Source organism: Lentzea sp. NPDC036949 (assembly GCF_055608075.1).
This window is the reverse complement of sequence record NZ_JBVJRA010000004.1, coordinates 332,506-353,109: the sequence shown is the minus strand read 5'-3', so window position 1 is coordinate 353,109 and position 20,604 is coordinate 332,506. Positions and strand designations below refer to the sequence as shown.

At 71.8% G+C, this 20,604-nt stretch carries 23 protein-coding genes and 1 tRNA gene; 14 read left to right on the top strand and 10 right to left on the bottom strand.

The features are described from left to right. The first annotated feature begins 5 nt into the window (after nucleotides 1-5). Both ACZ7CD_RS14135 and ACZ7CD_RS14130 read left to right on the top strand, forming a co-directional pair. Nucleotides 6-506 carry a MogA/MoaB family molybdenum cofactor biosynthesis protein gene (locus ACZ7CD_RS14135; RefSeq protein ID WP_360385787.1) on the top strand — a complete coding sequence of 167 codons (501 nt, stop codon included), beginning with the start codon at nucleotides 6-8 and terminating at the stop codon, nucleotides 504-506. A gap of 7 nt (nucleotides 507-513) precedes the next feature. Next, nucleotides 514-699: a hypothetical protein gene (locus ACZ7CD_RS14130; RefSeq protein ID WP_458429462.1), complete on the top strand. Its 186-nt coding sequence runs from the start codon at nucleotides 514-516 to the stop codon at nucleotides 697-699. A 239-nt stretch (nucleotides 700-938) separates the two neighbouring features. Here ACZ7CD_RS14130 and mscL read toward each other — a convergent pair whose 3' ends face one another. From mscL to ACZ7CD_RS14110, 4 genes are all read right to left on the bottom strand, one after another. Beyond that, the gene (mscL, locus tag ACZ7CD_RS14125; protein WP_458429461.1) at nucleotides 939-1,388 is read right to left on the bottom strand and encodes a large-conductance mechanosensitive channel protein MscL; all 450 of its coding nucleotides are present in this window, start codon (nucleotides 1,386-1,388) and stop codon (nucleotides 939-941) included. Then, complete coding sequence (locus ACZ7CD_RS14120) at nucleotides 1,388-1,942, bottom strand: SAF domain-containing protein (RefSeq protein WP_360385793.1); 555 nt, start codon at nucleotides 1,940-1,942, stop codon at nucleotides 1,388-1,390. Before ACZ7CD_RS14120 ends, mscL begins: the two co-directional genes overlap by 1 nt. Nucleotides 1,943-2,014: 72 nt before the next feature. Next, nucleotides 2,015-2,335, bottom strand: a complete 321-nt coding sequence (locus tag ACZ7CD_RS14115; RefSeq protein ID WP_470369487.1) for an FmdB family zinc ribbon protein — start codon at nucleotides 2,333-2,335, stop codon at nucleotides 2,015-2,017. A gap of 94 nt (nucleotides 2,336-2,429) precedes the next feature. Further along, entirely contained in the window at nucleotides 2,430-2,996 is a 567-nt protein-coding gene (locus ACZ7CD_RS14110; RefSeq protein WP_360385797.1) for a 5-formyltetrahydrofolate cyclo-ligase, read from the bottom strand. Nucleotides 2,997-3,034: 38 nt separating this feature from the next. Here ACZ7CD_RS14110 and ACZ7CD_RS14105 point away from each other — a divergent pair, with 38 nt between their 5' ends. From ACZ7CD_RS14105 to ACZ7CD_RS14075, 7 genes are all read left to right on the top strand, one after another. Beyond that, nucleotides 3,035-3,919 carry a UTP--glucose-1-phosphate uridylyltransferase gene (locus tag ACZ7CD_RS14105; RefSeq protein ID WP_360385799.1) on the top strand — a complete coding sequence of 295 codons (885 nt, stop codon included), beginning with the start codon at nucleotides 3,035-3,037 and terminating at the stop codon, nucleotides 3,917-3,919. Between the two features lie 32 nt (nucleotides 3,920-3,951). Continuing rightward, nucleotides 3,952-5,175, top strand: coding sequence for a molybdotransferase-like divisome protein Glp (gene glp, locus ACZ7CD_RS14100; protein WP_360385801.1), 1,224 nt, complete (start codon nucleotides 3,952-3,954; stop codon nucleotides 5,173-5,175). Beyond that, nucleotides 5,175-5,828, top strand: a complete 654-nt coding sequence (locus ACZ7CD_RS14095; RefSeq protein ID WP_360385803.1) for a GNAT family N-acetyltransferase — start codon at nucleotides 5,175-5,177, stop codon at nucleotides 5,826-5,828. Before glp ends, ACZ7CD_RS14095 begins: the two co-directional genes overlap by 1 nt. A gap of 155 nt (nucleotides 5,829-5,983) precedes the next feature. Then, nucleotides 5,984-6,712, top strand: a complete 729-nt coding sequence (gene sepX / locus ACZ7CD_RS14090) for a divisome protein SepX/GlpR (RefSeq protein ID WP_360385805.1) — start codon at nucleotides 5,984-5,986, stop codon at nucleotides 6,710-6,712. Nucleotides 6,713-6,770: 58 nt separating this feature from the next. After that, nucleotides 6,771-6,843 (top strand) — tRNA-Ala (locus tag ACZ7CD_RS14085). A 130-nt stretch (nucleotides 6,844-6,973) separates the two neighbouring features. Then, entirely contained in the window at nucleotides 6,974-7,738 is a 765-nt protein-coding gene (locus ACZ7CD_RS14080; RefSeq protein ID WP_470379009.1) for an excalibur calcium-binding domain-containing protein, read from the top strand. Between the two features lie 89 nt (nucleotides 7,739-7,827). Beyond that, nucleotides 7,828-8,199, top strand: a complete 372-nt coding sequence (locus tag ACZ7CD_RS14075) for a cupin domain-containing protein (RefSeq protein WP_360385809.1) — start codon at nucleotides 7,828-7,830, stop codon at nucleotides 8,197-8,199. A gap of 595 nt (nucleotides 8,200-8,794) precedes the next feature. Here ACZ7CD_RS14075 and ACZ7CD_RS14070 read toward each other — a convergent pair. The 3 genes from ACZ7CD_RS14070 to ACZ7CD_RS14060 form a co-directional block, all read right to left on the bottom strand. After that, nucleotides 8,795-10,807 (bottom strand): hypothetical protein, encoded by a 2,013-nt coding sequence (locus ACZ7CD_RS14070; protein WP_470379008.1) that lies wholly within the window; start codon nucleotides 10,805-10,807, stop codon nucleotides 8,795-8,797. Further along, a complete protein-coding gene (locus ACZ7CD_RS14065; protein WP_360385813.1) occupies nucleotides 10,804-11,532 on the bottom strand; it encodes a nucleotidyl cyclase domain-containing protein in 729 nt (242 codons plus the stop codon). Before ACZ7CD_RS14065 ends, ACZ7CD_RS14070 begins: the two co-directional genes overlap by 4 nt. Before the next feature lie 94 nt (nucleotides 11,533-11,626). After that, the gene (locus tag ACZ7CD_RS14060; RefSeq protein ID WP_470379007.1) at nucleotides 11,627-12,289 is read right to left on the bottom strand and encodes a Crp/Fnr family transcriptional regulator; all 663 of its coding nucleotides are present in this window, start codon (nucleotides 12,287-12,289) and stop codon (nucleotides 11,627-11,629) included. A 63-nt stretch (nucleotides 12,290-12,352) separates the two neighbouring features. Between ACZ7CD_RS14060 and ACZ7CD_RS14055 the strand changes: the two genes are divergently transcribed. The 4 genes from ACZ7CD_RS14055 to ACZ7CD_RS14040 all read left to right on the top strand — a co-directional run bounded on the left by ACZ7CD_RS14055 (nucleotide 12,353) and on the right by ACZ7CD_RS14040 (nucleotide 16,293). Further along, the gene (locus tag ACZ7CD_RS14055) at nucleotides 12,353-13,186 is read left to right on the top strand and encodes a hypothetical protein (protein ID WP_470379006.1); all 834 of its coding nucleotides are present in this window, start codon (nucleotides 12,353-12,355) and stop codon (nucleotides 13,184-13,186) included. Nucleotides 13,187-13,231: 45 nt separating this feature from the next. Beyond that, the gene (locus tag ACZ7CD_RS14050) at nucleotides 13,232-13,495 is read left to right on the top strand and encodes a hypothetical protein (protein WP_360385821.1); all 264 of its coding nucleotides are present in this window, start codon (nucleotides 13,232-13,234) and stop codon (nucleotides 13,493-13,495) included. After that, nucleotides 13,492-14,076, top strand: coding sequence for a hypothetical protein (locus ACZ7CD_RS14045; RefSeq protein WP_470379005.1), 585 nt, complete (start codon nucleotides 13,492-13,494; stop codon nucleotides 14,074-14,076). The genes ACZ7CD_RS14050 and ACZ7CD_RS14045 overlap by 4 nt, the downstream gene beginning before the upstream one ends. 243 nt (nucleotides 14,077-14,319) lie before the next feature. After that, complete coding sequence (locus tag ACZ7CD_RS14040; RefSeq protein ID WP_470379004.1) at nucleotides 14,320-16,293, top strand: serine/threonine-protein kinase; 1,974 nt, start codon at nucleotides 14,320-14,322, stop codon at nucleotides 16,291-16,293. A 175-nt stretch (nucleotides 16,294-16,468) separates the two neighbouring features. On the opposite strand, the gene ACZ7CD_RS14035 is transcribed toward ACZ7CD_RS14040, so the two are convergent. Next, on the bottom strand, nucleotides 16,469-18,010 hold the full coding sequence (locus ACZ7CD_RS14035; protein ID WP_470379003.1) for a dolichyl-phosphate-mannose--protein mannosyltransferase: 1,542 nt from the start codon (nucleotides 18,008-18,010) through the stop codon (nucleotides 16,469-16,471). Nucleotides 18,011-18,034: 24 nt separating this feature from the next. Between ACZ7CD_RS14035 and rsmI the strand changes: the two genes are divergently transcribed. After that, nucleotides 18,035-18,880 carry a 16S rRNA (cytidine(1402)-2'-O)-methyltransferase gene (gene rsmI / locus ACZ7CD_RS14030; RefSeq protein ID WP_458429452.1) on the top strand — a complete coding sequence of 282 codons (846 nt, stop codon included), beginning with the start codon at nucleotides 18,035-18,037 and terminating at the stop codon, nucleotides 18,878-18,880. A 67-nt stretch (nucleotides 18,881-18,947) separates the two neighbouring features. Here rsmI and ACZ7CD_RS14025 read toward each other — a convergent pair whose 3' ends face one another. Further along, nucleotides 18,948-19,661 (bottom strand): ABC transporter permease, encoded by a 714-nt coding sequence (locus tag ACZ7CD_RS14025; RefSeq protein ID WP_360385831.1) that lies wholly within the window; start codon nucleotides 19,659-19,661, stop codon nucleotides 18,948-18,950. Next, nucleotides 19,651-20,583 carry an ATP-binding cassette domain-containing protein gene (locus ACZ7CD_RS14020; RefSeq protein WP_470374326.1) on the bottom strand — a complete coding sequence of 311 codons (933 nt, stop codon included), beginning with the start codon at nucleotides 20,581-20,583 and terminating at the stop codon, nucleotides 19,651-19,653. The genes ACZ7CD_RS14025 and ACZ7CD_RS14020 overlap by 11 nt, the downstream gene beginning before the upstream one ends. Between the last annotated feature and the right edge of the window lie 21 nt (nucleotides 20,584-20,604).

Genomic DNA, 20,604 nt, shown 5'->3' with positions numbered 1-20,604 from the left:
TCGGTATGGAACGCAGCGCGCAGCGCCTTGGCCGCGCTTTGGTCGTGATCGTGGACGACCGGGTGGCGCACGGCGAGCAGGACGACAGCTCCGGCCCCCTCGTCACCGAACTCCTGGAAGAAGCCGGCTTCATCGTCGACGGCACCGTCGCCGTCGAGGGCGAGGTCGTCGACATCAGGGCCGCCCTCAACACCGCCGTCATCGGCGGCGTCGACCTGGTGGTCACCGTCGGCGGCACGGGCGTCTCACCCCGCGACGTCGCCCCCGACGCCACGCAGGGCGTGCTCGACCGCCCCATCCACGGCATCGCGGAAGCCCTCCGGGCCTCCGGCCTGGCCGCGGGAGCGGTCGACGCGGGCATCTCGCGCGGCCTCGCCGGCGTGTCGGGCAGCACGCTGGTCGTCAACCTGGCCGGGTCGCGCTCCGCGGTCCGCGACGGCATGGCGACCTTGTCGTCGCTGGTGCCCTACGTGATCGAACAGCTGTCCGGGCTCGACGAAGAGTGAAGTAGCAGTGGCGGAGCAGGGAACACGGGCAGCCGATGACGGCGACGACGCGGACCGGCGTCGGCGGCGGCGTCGGCTGGCCGAGGTGTTCGGGGACGTGCTGCCGGAGACCACGTCGGACGAGCGCGGGGAGACCGGCGGTGACTCCGAGGCCTGGTACCGGGAGAACCGGCCGCCGCACCACGGCGGTTGAGGCCGGGGCGCCTCGGCGCTCCGGCCGGTGAACGCAGCGCGTCCCGCCCTCGCACCGCACCCCGCCCTACCTCGGCACCCGAACCACCGGCGGGTGCGCTGAACCAGCGCCGCCTCGCCCGCACGGCGTTTGCCCGGACGGGGCTAGCTCGCACGGCGCTTGTCCGCACGGCGCTCACTCCCCGCGTGGGGCGGGAGGTGGGTGGGCCGGCCGCCGTCGGGACGGCGGCCGGTGGGGACTCAGATCGCCGGGTCGCGGCGGTCGCGGGTGGGGGTGGTCGGCGGCTGGCTGGCCTGGGCGGCCAGGAGGTCGCGGATCTCCTTGAGCAGTTCGACGTCGGTGGGCTCGGCCGGGCCGCTCTCCTCTCCCCTCTTGCGGCGCTCCTGGATCTTCTTGATCGGCAGCACCAGCACGAAGTAGACGACCGCGGCCACGATCAGGAAGTTGATGACGGCGTTGATGAACGAGCTCAGGTCGATGAAGGTCGAGTCCTTCAGCGCCTGGGTGTCGGTGCGCAGGGAGAAACCGAGGCCCTTGGTCTCCGCGCCGCCGAACACGTTGATCAGCGGCTTGATGATGCTCGTGGTGAACGCGGTGACGATCGCGGTGAACGCCGTGCCGATGACCACGGCCACGGCCAGGTCGACGACGTTCCCGCGCATCAGGAAGTCCTTGAAACCCTTCAGCATCAGCGGAGAGTAACGGCTAAGGCGTGCTCCAGTGATGCCGCGGCCACGCGCGTCGCGTTTCGTCTCGGCAACGTCAGGACGACGACCTGGCCCCTCGTCTCGCGGACGGAGGCGTCCGAGGCGAGGACCTCGCCCTCCGCGGACACGACGTCCACGCGGTCCTGCACCCGCACCACGGCGGCGAGCTCCTGGTCAGCGACGCGGACGGCCACGGAGGCGAGGTCGGGTGGACCGGTCGCGAGGGCGAAGTCCGTCAGCGGGACGCCCGCGCGGGTCGGGGTGGACAGGGTGCGACCGATCACCGCACCGGGTGAGGGGAACGACCCCGGTAGTGGGACGGACAGCGGCTGCACGCGGACGTCGGAGGGGCCGAGCGGCACGCCGGCGGGCAGGTCGCGGGTCGCGACGACCGCGGGGTGGCCCACGTCGGGCCAGAAGAACGTCGAGAGCGCCAGCAGGGTCAGCCCGAGCGCCAGGAGACGGCGCCAGAACGGCGGGACACCGCGGCGGAGCAGCGAGCGGAGGCGGTCGGACGGGGTCGGGGACAGCGTCATGCCCTCGACGGTAGGACCGGCGAGGGCATGACGGAGGTGTCGAGCTGCGAGGTTGTGGACAACTCGCGATCTTCAGGAGGCCGCGGCCGCCGGGGAGCTCGTCGAGGACTTCGTGGAGTTCGACGAAGACGCCGTGGACGACGACGAGGACTCCGTGGACGAGGACGTCGACGAGGTCGAGGTCGAGGTCGACGAGGCGGCGGGGGCCTTGGTCGACGAACGGCTGTCCGTGCGGTAGAAACCGCTGCCCTTGAAGACCACACCGACGGCACCGAACAGCTTGCGCAGCTTGCCCGAGCACTCCGGGCACTCGGTGAGGGAGGCGTCGCTGAACGACTGCACCGCCTCGAACCGGTGCTCACACGCGGTGCAGGCGTACTGGTACGTAGGCACTGGGTTCGCTCCTAGATCTGGCACTCGACCGTTGTGAGTGCCAACACGATTTTCGCCCAGGACCTTCCCCGAGCGCAAACACCACAGGTCAACGTCACAGCCACCGCAGGCCCGCGGCGGGCGTCAGCACGCCGTTCATCCGCACGTCGTGGGGTTCCGCGGGCACCGACTCCAGCACCTCCGCATCCCTCACCACGGCCACCAGCGGCGCGGTGACCAGCGGCAACGACCGGTCGTAGTGCCCCTTGCCCTTCCCGAGCCGCACCCCGTCCACCGACACCGCGAGCGCGGGCACGAGCACCAGCGCGGCTCCAGCGATCGCCGAGGCGCCGAGCCGGGGCCCGGTGGGTTCGAGCAGCCGCAACGCCGCCGGGGCGAGGTCGGCGGGACCGGTGTGGACCGCCCAGTCGAGCGGCGAGTCACCCGTCACGACCGGCAGCAGCACCCGGCACCGCAACCCGTCGAGCCACGAGGCGTCACCGGGCTCCGACCCGACCGGCAGGAACGCGCACACGGTCTGGTCGGGCCCCACCTCCAGCCGGGCCACGTGCGCGGCCAGCGCGGCGGCCTCACGGGCGCGCACGTCGGCGGGCACCGCGCGGCGCTGCGCCAGCAACCGCGAACGCAGGGTGGCCTTCCGGTCACGAAGATCGGACGTCATGGTGGGTATCCCCCGGTATGTCGTTAGCATCGCAGCCCATGAGCAGCGCTTTCCACACCGCCATCGTGCCCGCGGCCGGCCTGGGCACTCGCTTCCTCCCCACGACCAAGGCCGTGCCGAAGGAGTTGCTGCCGCTCGTCGACACCCCCGCCATCGAGTACGTGGCCAGGGAGGCGGCCGGTGCGGGTGCCACCAGGCTCGTGATCGTGACCTCGCCGGAGAAGGCGTCGGTCGCCAACTACTTCGACGAGAACCCCGAGCTCGAGCAGACGCTCGCCGACCGCGGCAAGCCCGAGCTCGTCGAGAAGATCCGGCGTGCCCCTCAGCTGATCAAGGCCGAGACCGCGATCCAGGAGCAGGCCCTGGGCCTCGGCCACGCGGTCGGCTGCGCAGAGGCCAACCTGACCGGTGAGGACGAGGCCGTCGCGGTGCTGCTGCCCGACGACATCATCCTGCCCACGGACGCGCTCAAGAAGATGGCACAGGTGCGCGAGGAGAAGGGCGGCAGCGTCCTGCTGGCGTTCGACATCCCGCGCGAGCAGATCTCCGCGTACGGCGTGTTCGACGTCCGCGACACCGGCTCCGACGACGTCAAGCAGGTCGTCGGCATGGTCGAGAAGCCGAAGCCGGAGGAGGCGCCCTCGACGTTCGCCGCCGCCGGGCGCTACCTGCTCGACCGGGCGATCTTCGACGCGCTCAAGCGCATCACCCCCGGTGCGGGCGGCGAGCTGCAGCTCACCGACGCCATCGCGCTGCTGATCAACGAGGGGCACCCGGTGCACGTCGTGGTCCACCGCGGTGGGCGACACGACCTCGGCAATCCCGCGGGATTCCTGCGGGCTGCGGTTGACTTCGCACTCAACACCCCGGAGTACGGACCCGACCTGCGCGAGTGGTTGCGGGAACGCCTCGACAAATCCTGATCAACACCATTCTGGGCGCGAGGACCAATCACATGAGGTCAGTGGACGAGCAGCTCGCCCGGGTGATCGCGGCCGCGGTGCGGCCCGCGCCGGTGCGGGTGGCGATCTCCGAGTCGCAGGGCCTGCTCTGCGCCGAAGAGGTCGTGGCGGAACGCGCGTTGCCCGGTTTCGACCAGGCGGCGGTGGACGGGTACGCGGTGCGCAGCGTGGACGTGTCCGGTGCGAACGCGGACCCGGTGCAGCTGCCGGTCGTGGGGGAGATCCCCGCGGGCTCCCGGCAGCCGCGCAGGCTGCAACCCGGCCAGGCGGTGCGGGTCGCGACCGGTGCGCCGCTGCCCACGCTGGCCGACGCGGTGGTGCCGCTGGGCTACACCGACGGCCACCACGCCAAGGTCACCGTCAACCGCAGCGTGCCCTCCGCCGGGTTCGTCCGCCGCACCGGTGAGGACGTGCAGACCGGTGACGTCGCGGTGCGCCGCGGCGCGTCCATCGGGGCCGCCCAGGTGGGCCTGCTGGCCGCCGTCGGCCGCAACAAGGTGCTCGTCCACCCGCGCCCGCGGGTGTCGGTGATCTCGCTCGGCGAGGAGCTCGTCGACGTCGACCGCACGCCCGGCCAGGGCCAGGTCTACGACGTGAACTCGTACGCGCTGGCCGCCGCCGCCCGCGACGCGGGAGCCGAGGTCAGCCGGGTCGGCATCACGTCGGCCGACCCGCGCCGGCTGCGCGAGGTCGTCGAGGGCCGGCTGCTGCTGTCCGAGATCGTCGTCATCGCCGGTGGCGTGGGCGGCGCGATCGGCGACGAGGTCAGGGCGGCGCTGTCGGAGCTGGGCGACATGGACGTCACCCGCGTCGCCATGCACCCCGGCTCCGCGCAGGGCTTCGGCCGGCTCGGACCGGACGCGGTGCCGACGTTCCTGCTGCCGGCGAACCCGATGAGCGCGCTGGTCGTGTTCGAGGTGCTGGTCAGGCCGCTGATCAGGGCCGCGCTCGGCAAGAAGAACCCGTACCGCCGCGCGGTGTCGGCCCGCCTGCTGTCACCGCTGCAGTCGACGAAGGGCCGCCGCGGGTTCCTGCGCGGCCAGCTGCTGCGCGACGCCGACAACGGCGAGTACCTGGTGCAGCCGCTGGGCACCTCCGGGTCGCACCTGCTCGCCTCCCTCGCCGAGGCGAACTGCCTGGTCATGGTCGACGAGGACGTCACGGACGTCTCCGCCGGCGAGGAAGTGCGGGTCAGCTTCCTGGCCCAGAGGAGTTGATGAGCGCCTTCGCCGATCTCGGACGGCACCCCGGCTGGCCCGTCCGGCTGGGGCCGCTCGACGTGCGCGCGGGAACCGTCGTTCTGCGCGGCCCGCGGCTCTTCGACGGCGCGCGGTGGTCGCGGCTGCGCATCCGCGACCGCGAGTACCTGGAGCAGTGGGAACCGACCGCCGTGGAGGGCTGGGACGAGCGCAACGCCGTGCTCTCCTGGCCCGCCCAGTGGTCGACGCTGCGCTCCACGGCCCGGCGCGGCACCACCCTGCCGTTCATGATCCTCGTCAACGGCGAGGTGGCCGGCCAGATCACCGTCGGCAACATCGTCCGCGGAGCACTGCGCTCGGCCTGGATCGGCTACTGGGTGGCCGCCGACCGGGCAGGCGGCGGCGTCGCGACGGCCGCCGTGGCGTTGCTCACGGACCACGCCTTCCGCGGGGCTGGTCTGCACCGCCTCGAAGCGACCGTCCGGCCCGAGAACGGGCCCTCCTTACGGGTGCTCGCCAAGTCCGGGTACCGCGAGGAAGGCCTCCTCAAGCGTTATCTGGATGTTGCCGGGCAGTGGCGTGACCACCTCTGCCTGGCCCTCACGGCCGAAGAGGTCCCTGATGGCCTAGTGCGCCGTTTGGTCGCACGCGGAGAGGCCCGTCTTCCCTGACATCCGCTTCCGTTCGTCCTAATCGCTTCACCCGAAAGTGGGTGATACACCACACTTTGGTACGCACCGCGCTCGGCGAGCCTCCGACACAGGTGTGACTGTTGTGACTAGCGTGGTGACAGCACCACGCGTGGGCCGGGGGAGGTGAACGGGGAATGCCGAGTTCGCTGATCATCGTTGCGCTGGTAGTGGCGTGGCTGGTCGTCCTCGTCCCCATGGTGGCCCGCAAGCGCCAGGAGAGTGCGCGCAGCGTGGGGGAGGAGTACGACGCCATGCCCGACGCCGAGTACGACGACATCCACGACATCGACGACGACTACTTCGACGAGGAGGAGTACGTCGAACGCCCGTTCCGGCGTGGCCGCGGTGGCTACGACCCGGAGACCGCCGCGCTGGTCGCGCAGGCGAAGTACGCGTTCCGCCGCAGAGTCGTGGCGTTCCTGCTGGTCGCCGCCGTGGCGACCGGTGTGGTCGCCGGCGTCTTCTGGACGCCGCTCTGGTACGCCCACGCGGGCCTCGACCTCCTGCTGGCCGGCTACCTGACGTACCTGCGCCGCCAGGTGCGGATCGAGGAGGAGATCCGCGCCCGCCGGCTCGCCCGCCTGCAACAGGTCCGCCGCCGCCGTGCGACGGGCCCGCAGCAGCAGACCCCGGCCGTCGAGGCGGACGCGCCGGTGGTCGTCGAGGCGCTGGAGACCACCGAGGTCGAGGTCGTCGACGTCGCCGAGGTGGCCGACGACCTCCCGGCGCTGCCGCCGTTGCCGCGCTACGAGCACCACGTGCTCCCGGGCACGATCCCGGTCGACTCCGACGACGAGGACCCGGTGTTCGTCGAGCTCGACGGAGTGGAGTCGCTGCGGTACCGGGGTGCTGTCGGGGCATAGGAGGGGGGTGGTGAAACACCTCTTTCCGCCCTGCTATAGTTCTCTCGTAACACCGCAAGGGGCTGTAGCACAGTTGGTAGCGCGTCTCGTTCGCATCGAGAAGGTCAGGGGTTCGATTCCCCTCAGCTCCACGCAAGAAGAAGTCCGGTGGTCATCACGACCGCCGGACTTCTTCTTTTTGTCCTGAATGGACGTTCGGTCCACTGGGCCTTTTGAGTGACACGGGTAACACCGGGTGCGGGGCTTCGCGATGTGACGGCCATGACCGCCGCACGCGCCCTCTGGCGACAACTGCCGAAGAACCCCCGCATCGTCCTGGTCGCCATCACGGCCGTGTTCCTGATGGTCGTCGCGGGCTGTGGGCAGGAACCCGTCGACCTCGCCGGTTCCACGTCCACGTCGAACACGACGACGACCACGACCACCACCACGACGACGACCACGACGACGCCGCCGCCGGTGACCGTCGCGTCCGTTGTGGACGGTCGCACGGTGGCGTTGTCGGACGGCAGCAAGGTGGTCGTCGCCGGGCTGGCCGTGCCCGGCGAGTGCTGGGCGGCGGCGTCGGCCGAGTTCGCGACCAAGACCTTGGTCGGCAAGCCGGTGAAGGTGTCGGGGCTGCGGCTGCTCCTGTCCGACGGCAACGACTACTCGGTGCTCGCCGTGAGCCAGGGCGCCGCGCGGGCGCTGGCCGAGGCCGACACGGCCGTCCAGCAGGCGCAGGCGGTCGCGAAGCAGGCCGCGCTGGGGTTCTGGGGCCCGTCGTGCGGCGGCCTGGACGTGAAGCCCGCTCCGCAACCCGTTGTCCCGCAACCGGTCGCCCCGCAGCCCGTGGCGCCCCAGCCCGCACCGCAGCCCGTCGCACCCCAGCCGCAGCCGCAACCCCAGCCGCAGCCGGCGCCCGCTCCCGCGTACTACGCGAACTGCGCAGCGGCCAGGGCGGCCGGCGCGGCGCCGCTCTACCGCGGCCAGCCGGGTTACCGGTCCGCACTCGACCGGGACAACGACGGCGTGGCGTGCGAATAGCGCAAGGACACGGGCGTCCACAGGCGTAATGCCCGCGGCCTTTTCGCCTATACAACGGTCATAGCCCCCGATCCGGAAAGGCCGTGCCCGTGAGTGACACGCCGCAGGACAAGGTCACCGTCATCTCGCCGGATGCCCTCGCGCAGATGAAGCCGTTCCCGCTGCACGGCGACGAAGGGCTGCAGAACCGCATGCTGTGGAGGTCACCCACCGGCGACACGGTCGTCGGCCTGATCCAGATGGCACCGGGCGCACGGGACGCCGGCCACGTCCACCCGACGGCCGCGCAGCACACGTGGGTCGTCGACGGCACGGTCAGCATCGGCGGCGTCGAGGCCACGGCCGGTTCCTACGCCGTCGTCCCGCCCGGTGTCGACCACGAGACGGTCGCGGGTGACCAGCCGGTGACGATGTTCTACGTCTTCCAGCCGTTCGCGCCGAAGCACGACCACGGGCACTGACCCGTCCGGTGTGGACTCGGAACCCTGAGTCACCTGCGGTACAACGTTTCCGGGCTCACCCGCCCGTGGGGTGAAGCTGGTCGGCGAACGCGCCGGTCGGGGCTAGGTTGGTCTCATGGAATCGGTGGTCGCCGCCTTATTACTCGGGGCCGCCACCTCCGGCGGGTCACCGGCGTCAGCCACGACCCCGCACGCGAGGTGAGCGGCCGCCCACCCCACGGTCGTGCCCGGCGCGACGGCGGTCGAGGCGCGGGTGCTGGTCGGTTGCACGGCCGGCGAGCCCGTCGTCCTTCGCGCCGCCCTCGCCGCCCGCACCCACGGCCCTGCACCGCGACTCGCGGGCCGGGGGACGGGAACCGAACCCGGTCGCCCGCCTCGAACCGGCCCGCGCTCCCGGACGGGCGCCTCGCCCCACACGCCAGCCGTGACGCGTCGAGGACGGACATCCCACCTCGCACGCCAGCCGTGGCGCGTCGAGGACGGGCGCCTCGCCTCGCGCACGCCACCCCGCGCACGCCAGCCATAACGCGTCGGGACGGGCACCTCACCTCGCACGCCGCGGTCGACGCACCCGGCTGCTGGTCGAGCACGAGGTCTACGACGGCTGAGCCCGGCCCTTCTGCACCTTGCACGCGATGCGGAAGATCCGCTGGATCTCCGAGCGCTTGGCCGGGTGCTGGAAGCACACCGCGTCGACCGCGTCCCTGCGCCGCCACCACGACAGGTCCGGCGCGATCAGCCGGGTGAGCCGGACGAGCTCGGCCGCCTTCGCGGCGTCCCACCGGGCGTGCAGCGCCAGCTCCCCCAGGTGTTCGAGCACGTAACCGCCGAACTCCTCGTCCGCGAGCACGTGCTTGAGCAGGTCCCTGACCTGCTTCGGGAACGCGCGGCCGAACTCGACGAAGTACTCGTGGCGGGTCCGGTAGATCCCGGAGACCCAGAGCCCCAGCACGAGGGAGATCGGCTGCAGACCGGTGCGCCGGTAACGCCCCGCGGTCCAGGACACCACCGTGTCGAGCGCGATCCCGCGGATGTCCTCCTCCACGAGCATCGCCAGCACGGCGAGGACCACCTCGCGCTGCGGTGTGTACTGCTCGGACTTGCCGATCTCGGTCAGCTTCGCGAGTGCGGTGGTGAGGTCCCGGCGGCCGAACGCGGACGAGTACACCCGAGCCGCCGTCGACTTCTGGTAGGCGCTGTCGGACCTGACCCACTTCTCCAGCGCCTTCTCGGCGAGCGGCTGGACCACGACGTCGTCCATCAGCACCTCCAACGCCCGCGCCGCCAGCCCGCGGCGGCCGTAGTGCCGTTGCAGGGCGAGGTTCTCGACGATCGCCAGCGGCTCGTGGGCCGGAACGGTCCGCACCACCTCGCACACGGCCTGGGCACTCTCCTCTTTGAACCGGTCGAGCGCGGCGTCCGCGGACATCCAGTCGCGCAGGACCTGGTGGGCCGCCGGGTACTGGCGCCACATGTGCTTGAACACGCCGCGCGCCCAGTCGTGGCGTTCGAACCGGACCGTCTCCTCGAACATGTCCTTGTGCTTCGGGTGGGCGCGGACCTCGGTCGTCGCCCTGATCTCCCGCAGCAGCTGGTCCTTGGGCTTGTGGTGCACGCAGCACGGCCGCAACCTGCGGCCCTCGGCGAGCCGCGCCTTCCTGATGTCCATGTCCAGCGCCCAGGCCCGGTCCATGACGTGCTCGTAGGGCTGGTTCTCCAGCACAGCGACCGCGAACGAGTAGGCGTGCGCACGGACGTCCAGCTCCTCGAACCACCGCGCGACGGCCGCGGTGACCTCCTCCCGCAGCGACGCGAGCGCCTCCGCGACGGGCAGGCCTTCCTCGTGGATCTGCACGGCGAGATCCGCTGCGCGCACGGCCTTGTCCGGCGAGGCGCCGTCCAGCGCGGGAGCCAGCTCGTCCTTGAGCGTCTGCAGCTCCGCCTCGCCGGCGTGCCCGCGCCGGCGCAGCTCCGCCTGCGCGACCTCGACCGGTGCCGGTGCGGTGAGCAGGACGGCGTCCTTCGCCGCACCGGCGGGTACCTGGCCGAGGTGGTCCAGCAGGACCACGAGGTGGCAGCCCGCGTCCTTCAGGACGTCGCGGCACTGGGAGAAGTCCTGGTCGGTGAACGGCCGGTCGCGGCTGTCCCGGACGTCCAGCACGACACCGGTGCCCGGTTCCAGCTCGGTGGCCCGCAGGGTGCCCAGCGTGCGGGACCGGTTCATGTCGGCGATCCGCGCGACCCGCAGCTCGTAGGCCAGCAACCGGCGGGCGGCGAACGTGCGCCCGGTGCCCGGACCGCACAGGACGACGACGTTGTCCCTGCGCAGCGCGGCGAGTGCCGACGCGAAGCCTCCCGGCGGCACGAACTCGCGCTGCACGTCCTCGATGTCTTGAGGCGCCGCGTAGCGCACGATGAGATCGGCTTGTGGCTTGATGATGGCGGCGTAGTAGTTGACGTCGCCGGCCACGTCCCCGGTCTGCATCCCGTGCATGTCGCCGTGCGAGACGTTCGACATGCGCCGGACGTCGTCCGGTGACAGCGGCGCGGCGTCGGCCGGTACTTCCTCCGCGGCCGGCTGCGGCTGGTCCTTCTTCTCCTCGCTCACGGCCGGTGCCCCGCGTACAGCGTGACCCCGCCGTGGATGTCGCCCGCCTGCACCCCGTGGTTGGTGCCGTGCACCGTGTTCACCACCCGCGCCGCGCTCTCCGGCGGCGCGGGCGTGGTGGTCAGCGCGGTCAGTGCGCGCGGGTCGAAGCCGGGCACGCGCACCCACGCGGTGTGCCGGTACTCCTTGTTGGCCACCGGGAGCGGGCCGAACTCGGCGCGCCGGGCCAGGCGGGTGTGGTTGCCGCTGAAGGCGGTGTCGAGGGCTTCCGCGGAGACGATGAGGCCGGTGTTGGCGGTCTCCTCGCCGCCCTCTTCGCGGCAGCGGGTGAGCAGGGCCTTGAACTCCCTGGCGTCCAGGAGCCGGGTGTGGGTGATCCTGGCCTGGTAGAAGCCGCCGTCCGCACCGACCGGACCGGTGTGGACGGCCGCGCGCAGGCGGACCTCCGGCTTGCGCCAGCGGTTGTGCTCGGTGGTGAGCTGGTCGAGGTGAGCGGCCGCGTCGACGGCGGCGCCCAGCAGCTCGCTCGGCAGGACGAGCAGGGCGCCGTCGCCGGGTGACTCGACGGCGAGCACGTCCGACCGGTCGATGCCCGCGGCCGAGAGGGCGGCGTGCAGCAGCTCCGAGACGGTGGTGGGGACTGCCGCCAGCAGGTGGGGCGGCAGCTGTGCCGAGCCGATGACGTCGACACCGAGCAAGGTGCGGTGCTGGGGAACGGGGTTCAACTCACTGCCTCCGAGGTGCTCGCGCCCGAACTGAGCTGTCGAGTCTGGCGGCTCGCGGCGGTGGCCATCCCCGGAAAACTGGGACAACAAGTTGTCAGTTCCCGCGGTCCGCTTTGGCAATGAAATGTCCCAGCCGGTCCGGGTCCGGCAGCCAGAACCGCAGCCGGCCGGTGTGCAGCAGACCCTCGGACCGCAGTGCCTTCAACGTCTCCTGGACGTGCTGCACCGACGCCGCGACCGCCTGGGACAGCTCGTCCTGGCTCAGTCCGCGCAGCTCCAGACCTCCGCCGTCGACCTCCTCGCCGAACGCCAGGGCCCACCGCAGCAGGCAGAGCGCCACCCGCTCCGGCACCGGCCGCACGAGCAGCCGCTGGAGCTCGTCCGCGTTGCGCTGGCGGTCGCGCCACGTCTGGTCGACCAGGCGCTGCACGTCCGGGTTCGTCGCCCGCAGCGCCACGAACCGGCTGCCGGCCACGTGCCACGCCGAGCCTGCGGCGAGCGCGATCACGTGGGCGCTGCGCGGGACGCCACCGGTGACGCCCAGCTCGCCGAGCAGGTCGCCGCGGCCGAACAGGCCGGTGATCGGTTCCCGGTCGCCCGCCGTCGGCAGCACGACCTTGACCAGGCCCGAGTCGAGCAGCAGCACCTCGTCGCTGCGCTCACCCGCGTTGATCAGGTGCTCGCCCGCGGCGAACGGCCGCAGCGCACCCGCGGTGCGCAACGCGCCGCGTCCGCGGGCTGCCGAGGAATCCGCCACGATCGTCCATCGTGCCCGGCTTAATCCGTTGGAGTCCATACGACCGGCTGCCATGATTCCGCGATGCAGCCGCAAGCCTTCGTCGTCTGGGCGCACAGCAGCCCCGGCTGGGACGCCGCGCGCGTCCAGGCGTGGCGGGACACCGTGCACGCGTTCGCGCAGCTGCTGCACCGCATCGGCGTGGACGCCGACCTCGACCTGTTCAACCAGCACCTGCCCGTCGACTGGTCCACGTACTGCCTGCAGCGCATGGAGGACGCGGACCGGATCGTGGTCGCGGTGTCGGCGGGGTGGCGGCTCGCGTTCCGCGGTGACAGCCCGATGAGCGCCGGTGCCGAGTACGAGCTCAAGCACCTGCGCGGCATGCTCATGCGCAAGCCGGAGGAGTTCAAGCGCAAGGTCGTCGTCGCGGTGCTGCCGGGCGCGAGCGTCGACGACATCCCGTTCGCGCTGAACTGCGTGCCGCACTTCCGCGTCGACCCCTCGGTGCCGTCGACCGCCGTGGAGCTGGAGCACGTCCTGCACGGGCGGCCGATGTACCGCAGGCCGCGCGCGGAGCCGCGGGTACGCGAGCTGGCGCGGGCAGGTGATCCCGGCGTGGCCGCGGAGCTGCTCGGCACCACCGTGTTCCTGCCCGACCCTGGGGAGCCGGGGCTGGTCACCACGAGCGTCGACGGCTACGAGAAGGCAGTGCTCGTGTTCACCGGGCTCGACCGGCTCGTGGCCTACCGGCGGGCGAAGGAGCTGCCGTGGGAGGACCGGTGGCTGGAGGTCGAGGGCGCGGAGCTGCTGCCGTTCGTGGCGTCGGCGCGGCTCGCGGTCGTGGTCGACGCGGGCGCCGCGGAGGAGGAGACCGTCTTCCTGTCCAGTTCGGACGTCGGCGCGCTCATCAGGTAACAGGTTGGTATCGTTCAGCGTCAAACTTCCGGTGTGGAGGGTGCCGTGCGGGGGTTCGAGGTCGACCCGGCCGAGCTGAGAGCGCTCACCGGACCGCTCGCGAGGGCGGTCGAGCAGGTCGCGGAGCAGGCGGTCCACCCGGACGGCGAGGTGGACGGGCGGCGCGGTGAGCTGTTCGCGGCGCTGAGCAGGTTCCGCGGTGCGGCCGGCCACGCGACCGGCGTGCTGGGCGGCGACGCCGACGAGACCGTGCACCGGCTGAGGGACACCGCTCGGTTGTACGAGCAGGTGGACACCCCGCCGGCGTGACGCTCCCCGACGAGTTCCACTCCCTGCGGGCCGTCCAGGAGTGGCTGAGGCGGATGCGCGACGAGAGCGCATCGGCCGCGGCCGCGCACGCCGCCGCGACGGCACCGGCCTGGCGCGGGGCGGCGAGCGAGGCGTTCGACGACTACCGGCACCGGGCGCGGATGAGGTGGCTCGACACGTCCGAGGCGTTCGGGTCCGCGCACGACGCCGTCGAGGCCTACCTGCACACGGTTGCCGAGGTCGTGCGGCTCGGCCTGGGCGCCGACGGCGAGCTGCTCGACCGGCTCGACCAGCAGCGGGCCGGGGAGGAACGGCTGGCGGTCCGCGCGGTCGACCGGGCCGCGGAGGAGCTGTGGAACGTCCGGTCGGAGCTGCCGGTGCTGGTCGCGCCGCCGTTCGTCCCGCTGGTGCCGCGCCCGGCCGTACCACCACCACCCGTGCCCGCCGCTCCGGAGCCCGCCGCCCAGCCGGGGCCGGCGAGGTCGCGTGCCGCGGACTTCATGGCGAAACCGCACGTGGAGGGGGTCCTGACCTCGCTCGCCCTGGCCGCGCGGTACCGGCACTGGCTGCGCAGCAACTGAGCGGCGATTCCACACCGCAGGTCGTGGCACGTGACGCTTCCGAGTCGCAAACCGGCTCCAACCGTGATGAGCCGCCGTTCAACGGACAAGGCCGCGGACACGTCCTAGAGGGCAGAAGAGCGCATTTCTCGCGAGGTCCGGCCAGGTGCGGGAGGTGCAACGCAGTGGACGCGATTTTGGTTGCTGTGGCGTCGGCCGCACACCGATCACGCACCGTAGGCTGAATCGGCACCTAGGCTGGGGATGATCGCGGAAGGGGTGGTTCGGGTCGTGGGGCTCGCGGAGTCCTTGCTCACGTGGCTGCACGGTTTCGTGGGCGCCAGCGTCTGCCCCGGTGACTGGGTGTGGACCACGACGGCGCTCGGTGCCGTTCTCGGCCTTTTCCCCACCGTGGCCGCGTTGCTCGCCATCGCGGTGCGCCGGGTGGTCGGCAACTCCTACGGCGCCGTGACGGGCGCCGCCTTCGCCGTGCTCGGCGTCGCCGGCACGCTGGTGCTGCCGTGGCTGATCCTGCGCGGCACCGTGCAGGGCCTCGGTCAGCGCACGATCGCCGGGTCCGACTCGCTCGACCAGGCGACCTGCTTCGGACAGTTCTCCCAGGGCGCCTACCTCGTCGACGGCACGCCGTCGATCCTCGGCGTGTTCCGCGCGCCGGGCGACGAGTGGCTGTTCCTGGTCGCCGCCGGAATCACGATCGTGCTCGGCCTGCTGTGCCTGCTGTTCGTCATGCTGCAGGCCGGGTCGGCGTTCCGGCTCGGGCCCAACTGGCCGCGCCGGGTGTTCTGGCCGCCGTTCCTGGTGCTCCTCGCGTCCACGTCGGCACTGCCCGTGACGCTGGTGGGGCACGTCCTGCTCGGGTTCTTCCCGATCGCGGTGATCGGGTCGATCGTCGTGCGCATCTTCGGGTTGACTACCGCCATGCTGAACCGCCCCGGCCGTGACCGGTCCCAGGACCGCAACGCGAACCAGGCGCCACCCCAGCCGGTGGCGCGCAACACCGCGCAGCAGCCCTCTCAGCAGCCCCAGCTGCCGCAGAAGAAGGCGGCGACCAAGCCGATCACGGCCGCCCAGCAGCAGCCGCCGCCCTACCAGCCGGCACAGGTGCCGAAGTACCAGCCGGCGCCGATGAACCGGCCGATGCGCCCGGTGAACCAGCCGCCGCCCCCGCCGCAGCAGTACCCGCCGACGCGGGTGGCCGAGGTGCTCCAGCAGCCGTCCCAGGCGAACCCGCAGCCACCGCAGCCGTCCCGGCCCGCGGTGCTCGCGGACACCCCCGGCCCGCTGCCGTTCGGCCCCGGCGCCGCGAACGCGGAGTCGCCCGCACCGGTGCAGAAGTCGGGCAAGGTGTGGAACCCCGGCAACGGCCGGTTCCGCCGCGTCCGCCAGCTCGGCTCCGGCGGCTTCGGCACGGTCTGGCTCGCCGTCGACGAACAGCTCGACCGCACCGTCGCCGTGAAGCTCGCGCACGCCCCGGACAACGACACCGAGCAGCGCATGCTCCGCGAGGCCCGCGCACTGGCCGCGGTCCGCCACCCGAACTGCGTGCGGGTGTTCGACATCGTCCAGGACCCGGACGGCCTCGCGCTGGTGATGGAGTACATCGAGGGCGCGTCGCTGTCCGAGACGGTCATGAAGAACGGCCTGATCGACGACAAGCTGGCGGCCCGGCTGTGGCTGAACATGGCCGACGCCCTCACCTCCGCCCACACCCGCGGCGTCCTGCACCGCGACGTGAAGCCGTCCAACGTCATCGTCGACGTCCAGGGCACCGCCCACCTGATCGACTTCGGCATCGCCCGCTCCAAGGGCGACAGCACCCTCACCGCCACCGGCATGATGGTCGGCACCCCCGACTTCCTCGCGCCGGAGACGGCACGCGGTGAGGCCGCGTCCCCCGCCTCGGACTCGTGGCAGCTCGCCGCCACCGTGTCCTACGCCCTCACCGGCCATCCGCCGCGCGGCTCCCGCGAGAACCCGATCTCCTCGCTGATGGCCGCCGCCCAGGGCGAACCGGTGACGAAGCTGCCGCAGAACAGCGCCCACGCGCGGCTGCTGCTGGCGGCGATGGACCCGGAACCGGGCCGCCGCCCGACGCTGGCGCAGGTGCGCGGCGAGATGGCGCAGTTCCTGGAACGGGCCGGGATGAGCAAGGAGGGGCCGGTCACGAAGTTCATCAGCAAGCCGGGACCGCCGCCGACGAAGCACATGCCGATGTAGGCGAACCGGGTGAACCCCTCGCGGGGCGGTAACGGTTGTTTCGTCGCCAACGACCTAGGCGGTGGTCCACCCGCGAAGCCCCGGCATCGGAGCACCACCGCGATGCCCCGCGAAGAGTGGTGAGGCGGTTTCCGCCGATCGCCTCACCACTCACCCGCGCACCGGCCGCGACCGCTCAGCGCCAGCTGGGCAGCCACAGCTGCTGCTGCCACATCTCCGGCGTGATCGGGTTGCCGTTGAGGATCGGCCACAGCCACACGAAGTTCGCCACCACGATGCCGACGTACAGCGCCACGACCAGCAGACCGGTGCCGCGGCGTTCGGAGCCCACGCGCGCACGGCCGAGGACCTCGCCCAGCGCCAGCACGATCAGCAGCACCAGGAACGGTGCCATCGGCGTGACGTAGAAGAAGTACATCTGCCGGTCGAGGTTGAGGAACCACGGCAGCAGGCCCGCCAGGTAGCCGACGAGCACACCGGCGTAGCGCCAGTCCAGGCTGCCGACGGCCCGCCAGATCGCCCAGCCGATCGCCGGGAACGCCACCCACCACAGCGCCGGGGTGCCGATCAGCATGATCGCGCCGAGGCACGAGGCCTGGCCGCAGCCGGTCACCGAGTTGTCGTAGTAGTAGAGCATCGGGCGCAGGCCCATCGGCCACGTCCACGGCTTCGACTCCCACGGGTGCCGGTTGGTCTCCGAGGTGACCAGCTCGACGTGGAACTTGTAGACGTTCTTCGCGTTGTACCAGAGCGACTGGAGCACGTCCGGGACGTAGCTGATGTCCTGCACCTTCGTGCCGACCACGTGCCGGTCGATGCCGGTCTCGCTGGCCATCCACGGGAACCACGTCACCAGGTACACCAGGACCGGGATCGCGACCAGACCGCCCAGCGAGGGCAGGACGTCCTTCGCGATCGACCCGAGCCACGGCTCCTCGACGCCGGCCGCCCGCCGTGCCAGTGCGGTCCAGACGACCGTCAGCAGGCCGAACGCCGCGATGTACCAGATGCCCGACCACTTGATGCCGCACGCCAGGCCAAGCATCACGCCCGCGCCGAAGCGCCACCAGCGGAAGCCCAGCCACGGGCCGAAGGCCGAGTTCGTCACGAAACCCTCGCGCACGGCGACCGCGAGCCGTTCCCGCACCTGTTCGCGGTCCACGACCAGGCAGCCGAACGCGGCGACCACGAACAGCGCCAGGAAGATGTCGAGCATGCCCATCCGGGACTGGACGTGCGAGACGCCGTCCGCGATGAGCAGCACGCCCGCCAGCGCGCCCAGCAGGTCCGAGCGGGTCAGGCGGCGGGCGATCCGCACGATCAGCAGGATCGTGATCGCGCCCGCCAGTGCCGAGGCGAACCGCCAGCCGATGCCGTCGTAGCCGAAGAGAGCCTGGCCGATGGCCATGAGCTGCTTGGCGAGCGGCGGGTGGACGATCAGCTCGTAGCCGGGGTTGTCCTCGTAGCCGCCGTTGCGCAGCACCTGCGCCGCCTGCGGCACGTAGTGCTTCTCGTCGAAGATCGGCGTGCCCTTGTCCGTCGGGTACCCGACGTTCCAGAACCGCACGACCGCGCCGATCAGCGTCACGGCGATCGTGACCAGCCACCCGCGCAACCGGTTGCCGTGCGGAGGTGGGTCGAGGGCCGCCGCGCGGTCCGTCCGCGGTTCCTCCGCGACGGCGGCGGGCGCCTCTCCTGGCTGCACGAGGACTGTCACGTCGCCGATCGTAGGGTGAACCACGTGAGTCCTGTATCCGGTTCAGGCCGTCTGGTCCTCGCCGCTACTCCGCTCGGCGACATCCGCGACGCCTCCGCGCGCCTGGTGGAGGCGTTGGCGACGGCGGACGTCATCGCCGCGGAGGACACCCGCAGACTGCACAGCCTCGCGGCGGCACTGCAGGTCAAACCCTCCGGGCGGGTGATCAGCTTCTACGACCAGGTCGAGCAGGCGCGCCTGCCGGGGCTCCTCGAGTCGCTGCACGGCGGCGAGACCGTGCTGCTCGTGACGGACGCCGGCATGCCGTCGGTGTCCGATCCCGGCTACCGGCTCGTCGCCGCGTGTGTCGAGCAGGACATCACCGTCACGTGCCTGCCGGGGCCGTCCGCGGTCACGACGGCGCTGGCGCTGTCCGGGCTGCCGAGCGACCGGTTCGCGTTCGACGGGTTCCCGCCGCGCAAGTCCGGTGAGCGCAAGCGCTGGTTCGCCCCGTTGGCCACCGAGCAGCGCACCGTCGTCTTCTTCGAGGCCCCGCACCGGCTCGCGGACACGCTCCAGGACGCCGTCGAGGTGCTCGGGCCCGGCCGCCGTGCCGCCGTGTGCCGCGAGCTCACGAAGAAGTACGAGGAGGTCGTGCGCGGGTCGCTGGCCGAACTCGCCGCGTGGGCCGTGGACGGTGCACGCGGCGAGATCACCGTGGTGCTCGGCCCCGCTCCTGTGGCGGACACGCCTGACCTCGACACGCTCGTCGCCGAGGTCAGGCAGCGCGTCGCCGACGGGGAGCGGATGAAGTCGGCCGCCGCCGAGGTCGCGGAGGCGGCCGGGATCAGCAAGAAGACGCTCTACGACGCGGCGGTCAGGTCAAGCTGACCTGCCTTTTCAGGGGAACGCGGGACTCCCGCGTTCCCCTGGGGGAAACGCGGGGCCCCCGCGTGCCTCAAGCTGACTCCCGGTTGAACGTGCGGATGCCGTAGAGCACGCCGGCCACGACCAGCAGCGCGACCGAGATCAGCCCGTACGTCACCGTGCCGGGGTTGAAGATCGACCGCTCGGCGTCCACGACGTGCGCCAGCGGGTTGACCCGCGACAGCCAGTAGAGCCACTGCGGGCCGTTCGACATGGGCAGCAGCACGCCGCTCAAGAGCATCAACGGCACGATGGACGCCGACAGCACCGACGCGAAGACGTACTCCAGCTTCACCTTCAACGCGATCGCGTACGACACCGAGCCGATCGCGACGCCGAGCAACGCCACGAGCCCGAGGCCGAGCAGCACCTGACCCGCCGACGCCCGGAAGCCGAACAGCATCGCGGCCAGCATGATCAACAGGCTCTGCACGACCAGCAGCACCACGTCCTTGCCGACCCGCCCGACGAGCAGCGCGACCCGGCTGACCGGGGTGACCCGCAGGCGTTCCATCACGCCCGTGCGCACCTCCGGCAGCAGCGAGAAGCCCGCGTAGGCCGTGCCGAACAACGCCATCTGCACCAGCAGGCCCGGCACGAACCACTGCCAGCCGCCCTCGCCCAGCAACGGCCCGAAGAGCCCGAGGTAGAGCAACGGCTGGGCGATGCCGAAGACCACCGCCACGGGGTTGCGCAGCACGGGCAGCATCACCCGCCAGAACACGAGCCAGGTGTCACGCAGCATTGCTGTCCTCCCGCAGTGAGCGGCCGGTCATGGTCAGGAACACGTCGTCGAGCGTCGGCCGGTGCACCTGGACGGAGTGCAGCTCGACACCGATGTTGTCGAGGTCCTTCAGCAACGACGGCAGCGCGCGGTCGCCGTTCGGGATGCGGAAGCTGACCTCCTCGCCGTCCACGGCGGCGTCGGCGAACTTGGTCGCGACCAGCGCGGCCTGCGGCGTGCCGAGCACGACCAGGTCGCCGGAGACGCGGTGCTTCAGCTCGTCCGGCGACCCCTCGGCGACGATCGCGCCCTGGTCGATGACGAGCAGCCGGTCGCTGAGGTGGTCGGCCTCGTCGAGGTAGTGGGTGGTCAGGAAGACCGTCACGCCGTCGGCCCTGAGCTGCCGGATGTGGTCCCACAGGTTGCGGCGGCTCTGCGGGTCGAGCGCGGTGGACGGTTCGTCGAGGAACAGCAGCCGCGGGTCGTGCAGCATGCCCATCGCGAGGTCGAGCCTGCGCTGCTGGCCGCCGGAGAGCGTGCCTACGCCGCGCTGCTCCAGCCCGGTCAGGTCGAACCGTTCGAGCAGGCCGGCGACCTTCCTGCGGGCGTCGTGCCGGGAAAGGCCGTAGAACCGGGCCTGGAGCTCCAGCTCGTCGGCGACCCGCTGGTCCAGGCCCGCGCCGGGCTTCTGGCCGACGTAGCCGATGTTGCGGCGCACGCCCGCCGGGTCGGTGAGCAGGTCGTGCCCGGCGACGAGCGCTTCGCCCGCCGTGGGCCGCAGCAGCGTCGTGAGCATGCGCAGCGTCGTCGACTTGCCGGCGCCGTTGGGTCCGAGGAACCCGACGAGCTCGCCCTCGGCGACGTCGATGTCGACGCCGCGCACCGCGTCCACCGGACCGGCCTTCGTGGTGAAGCGGCGTGCGAGGCCGCGTGCCTTGATCATGCCGGAACCCCCTCTAGTCAA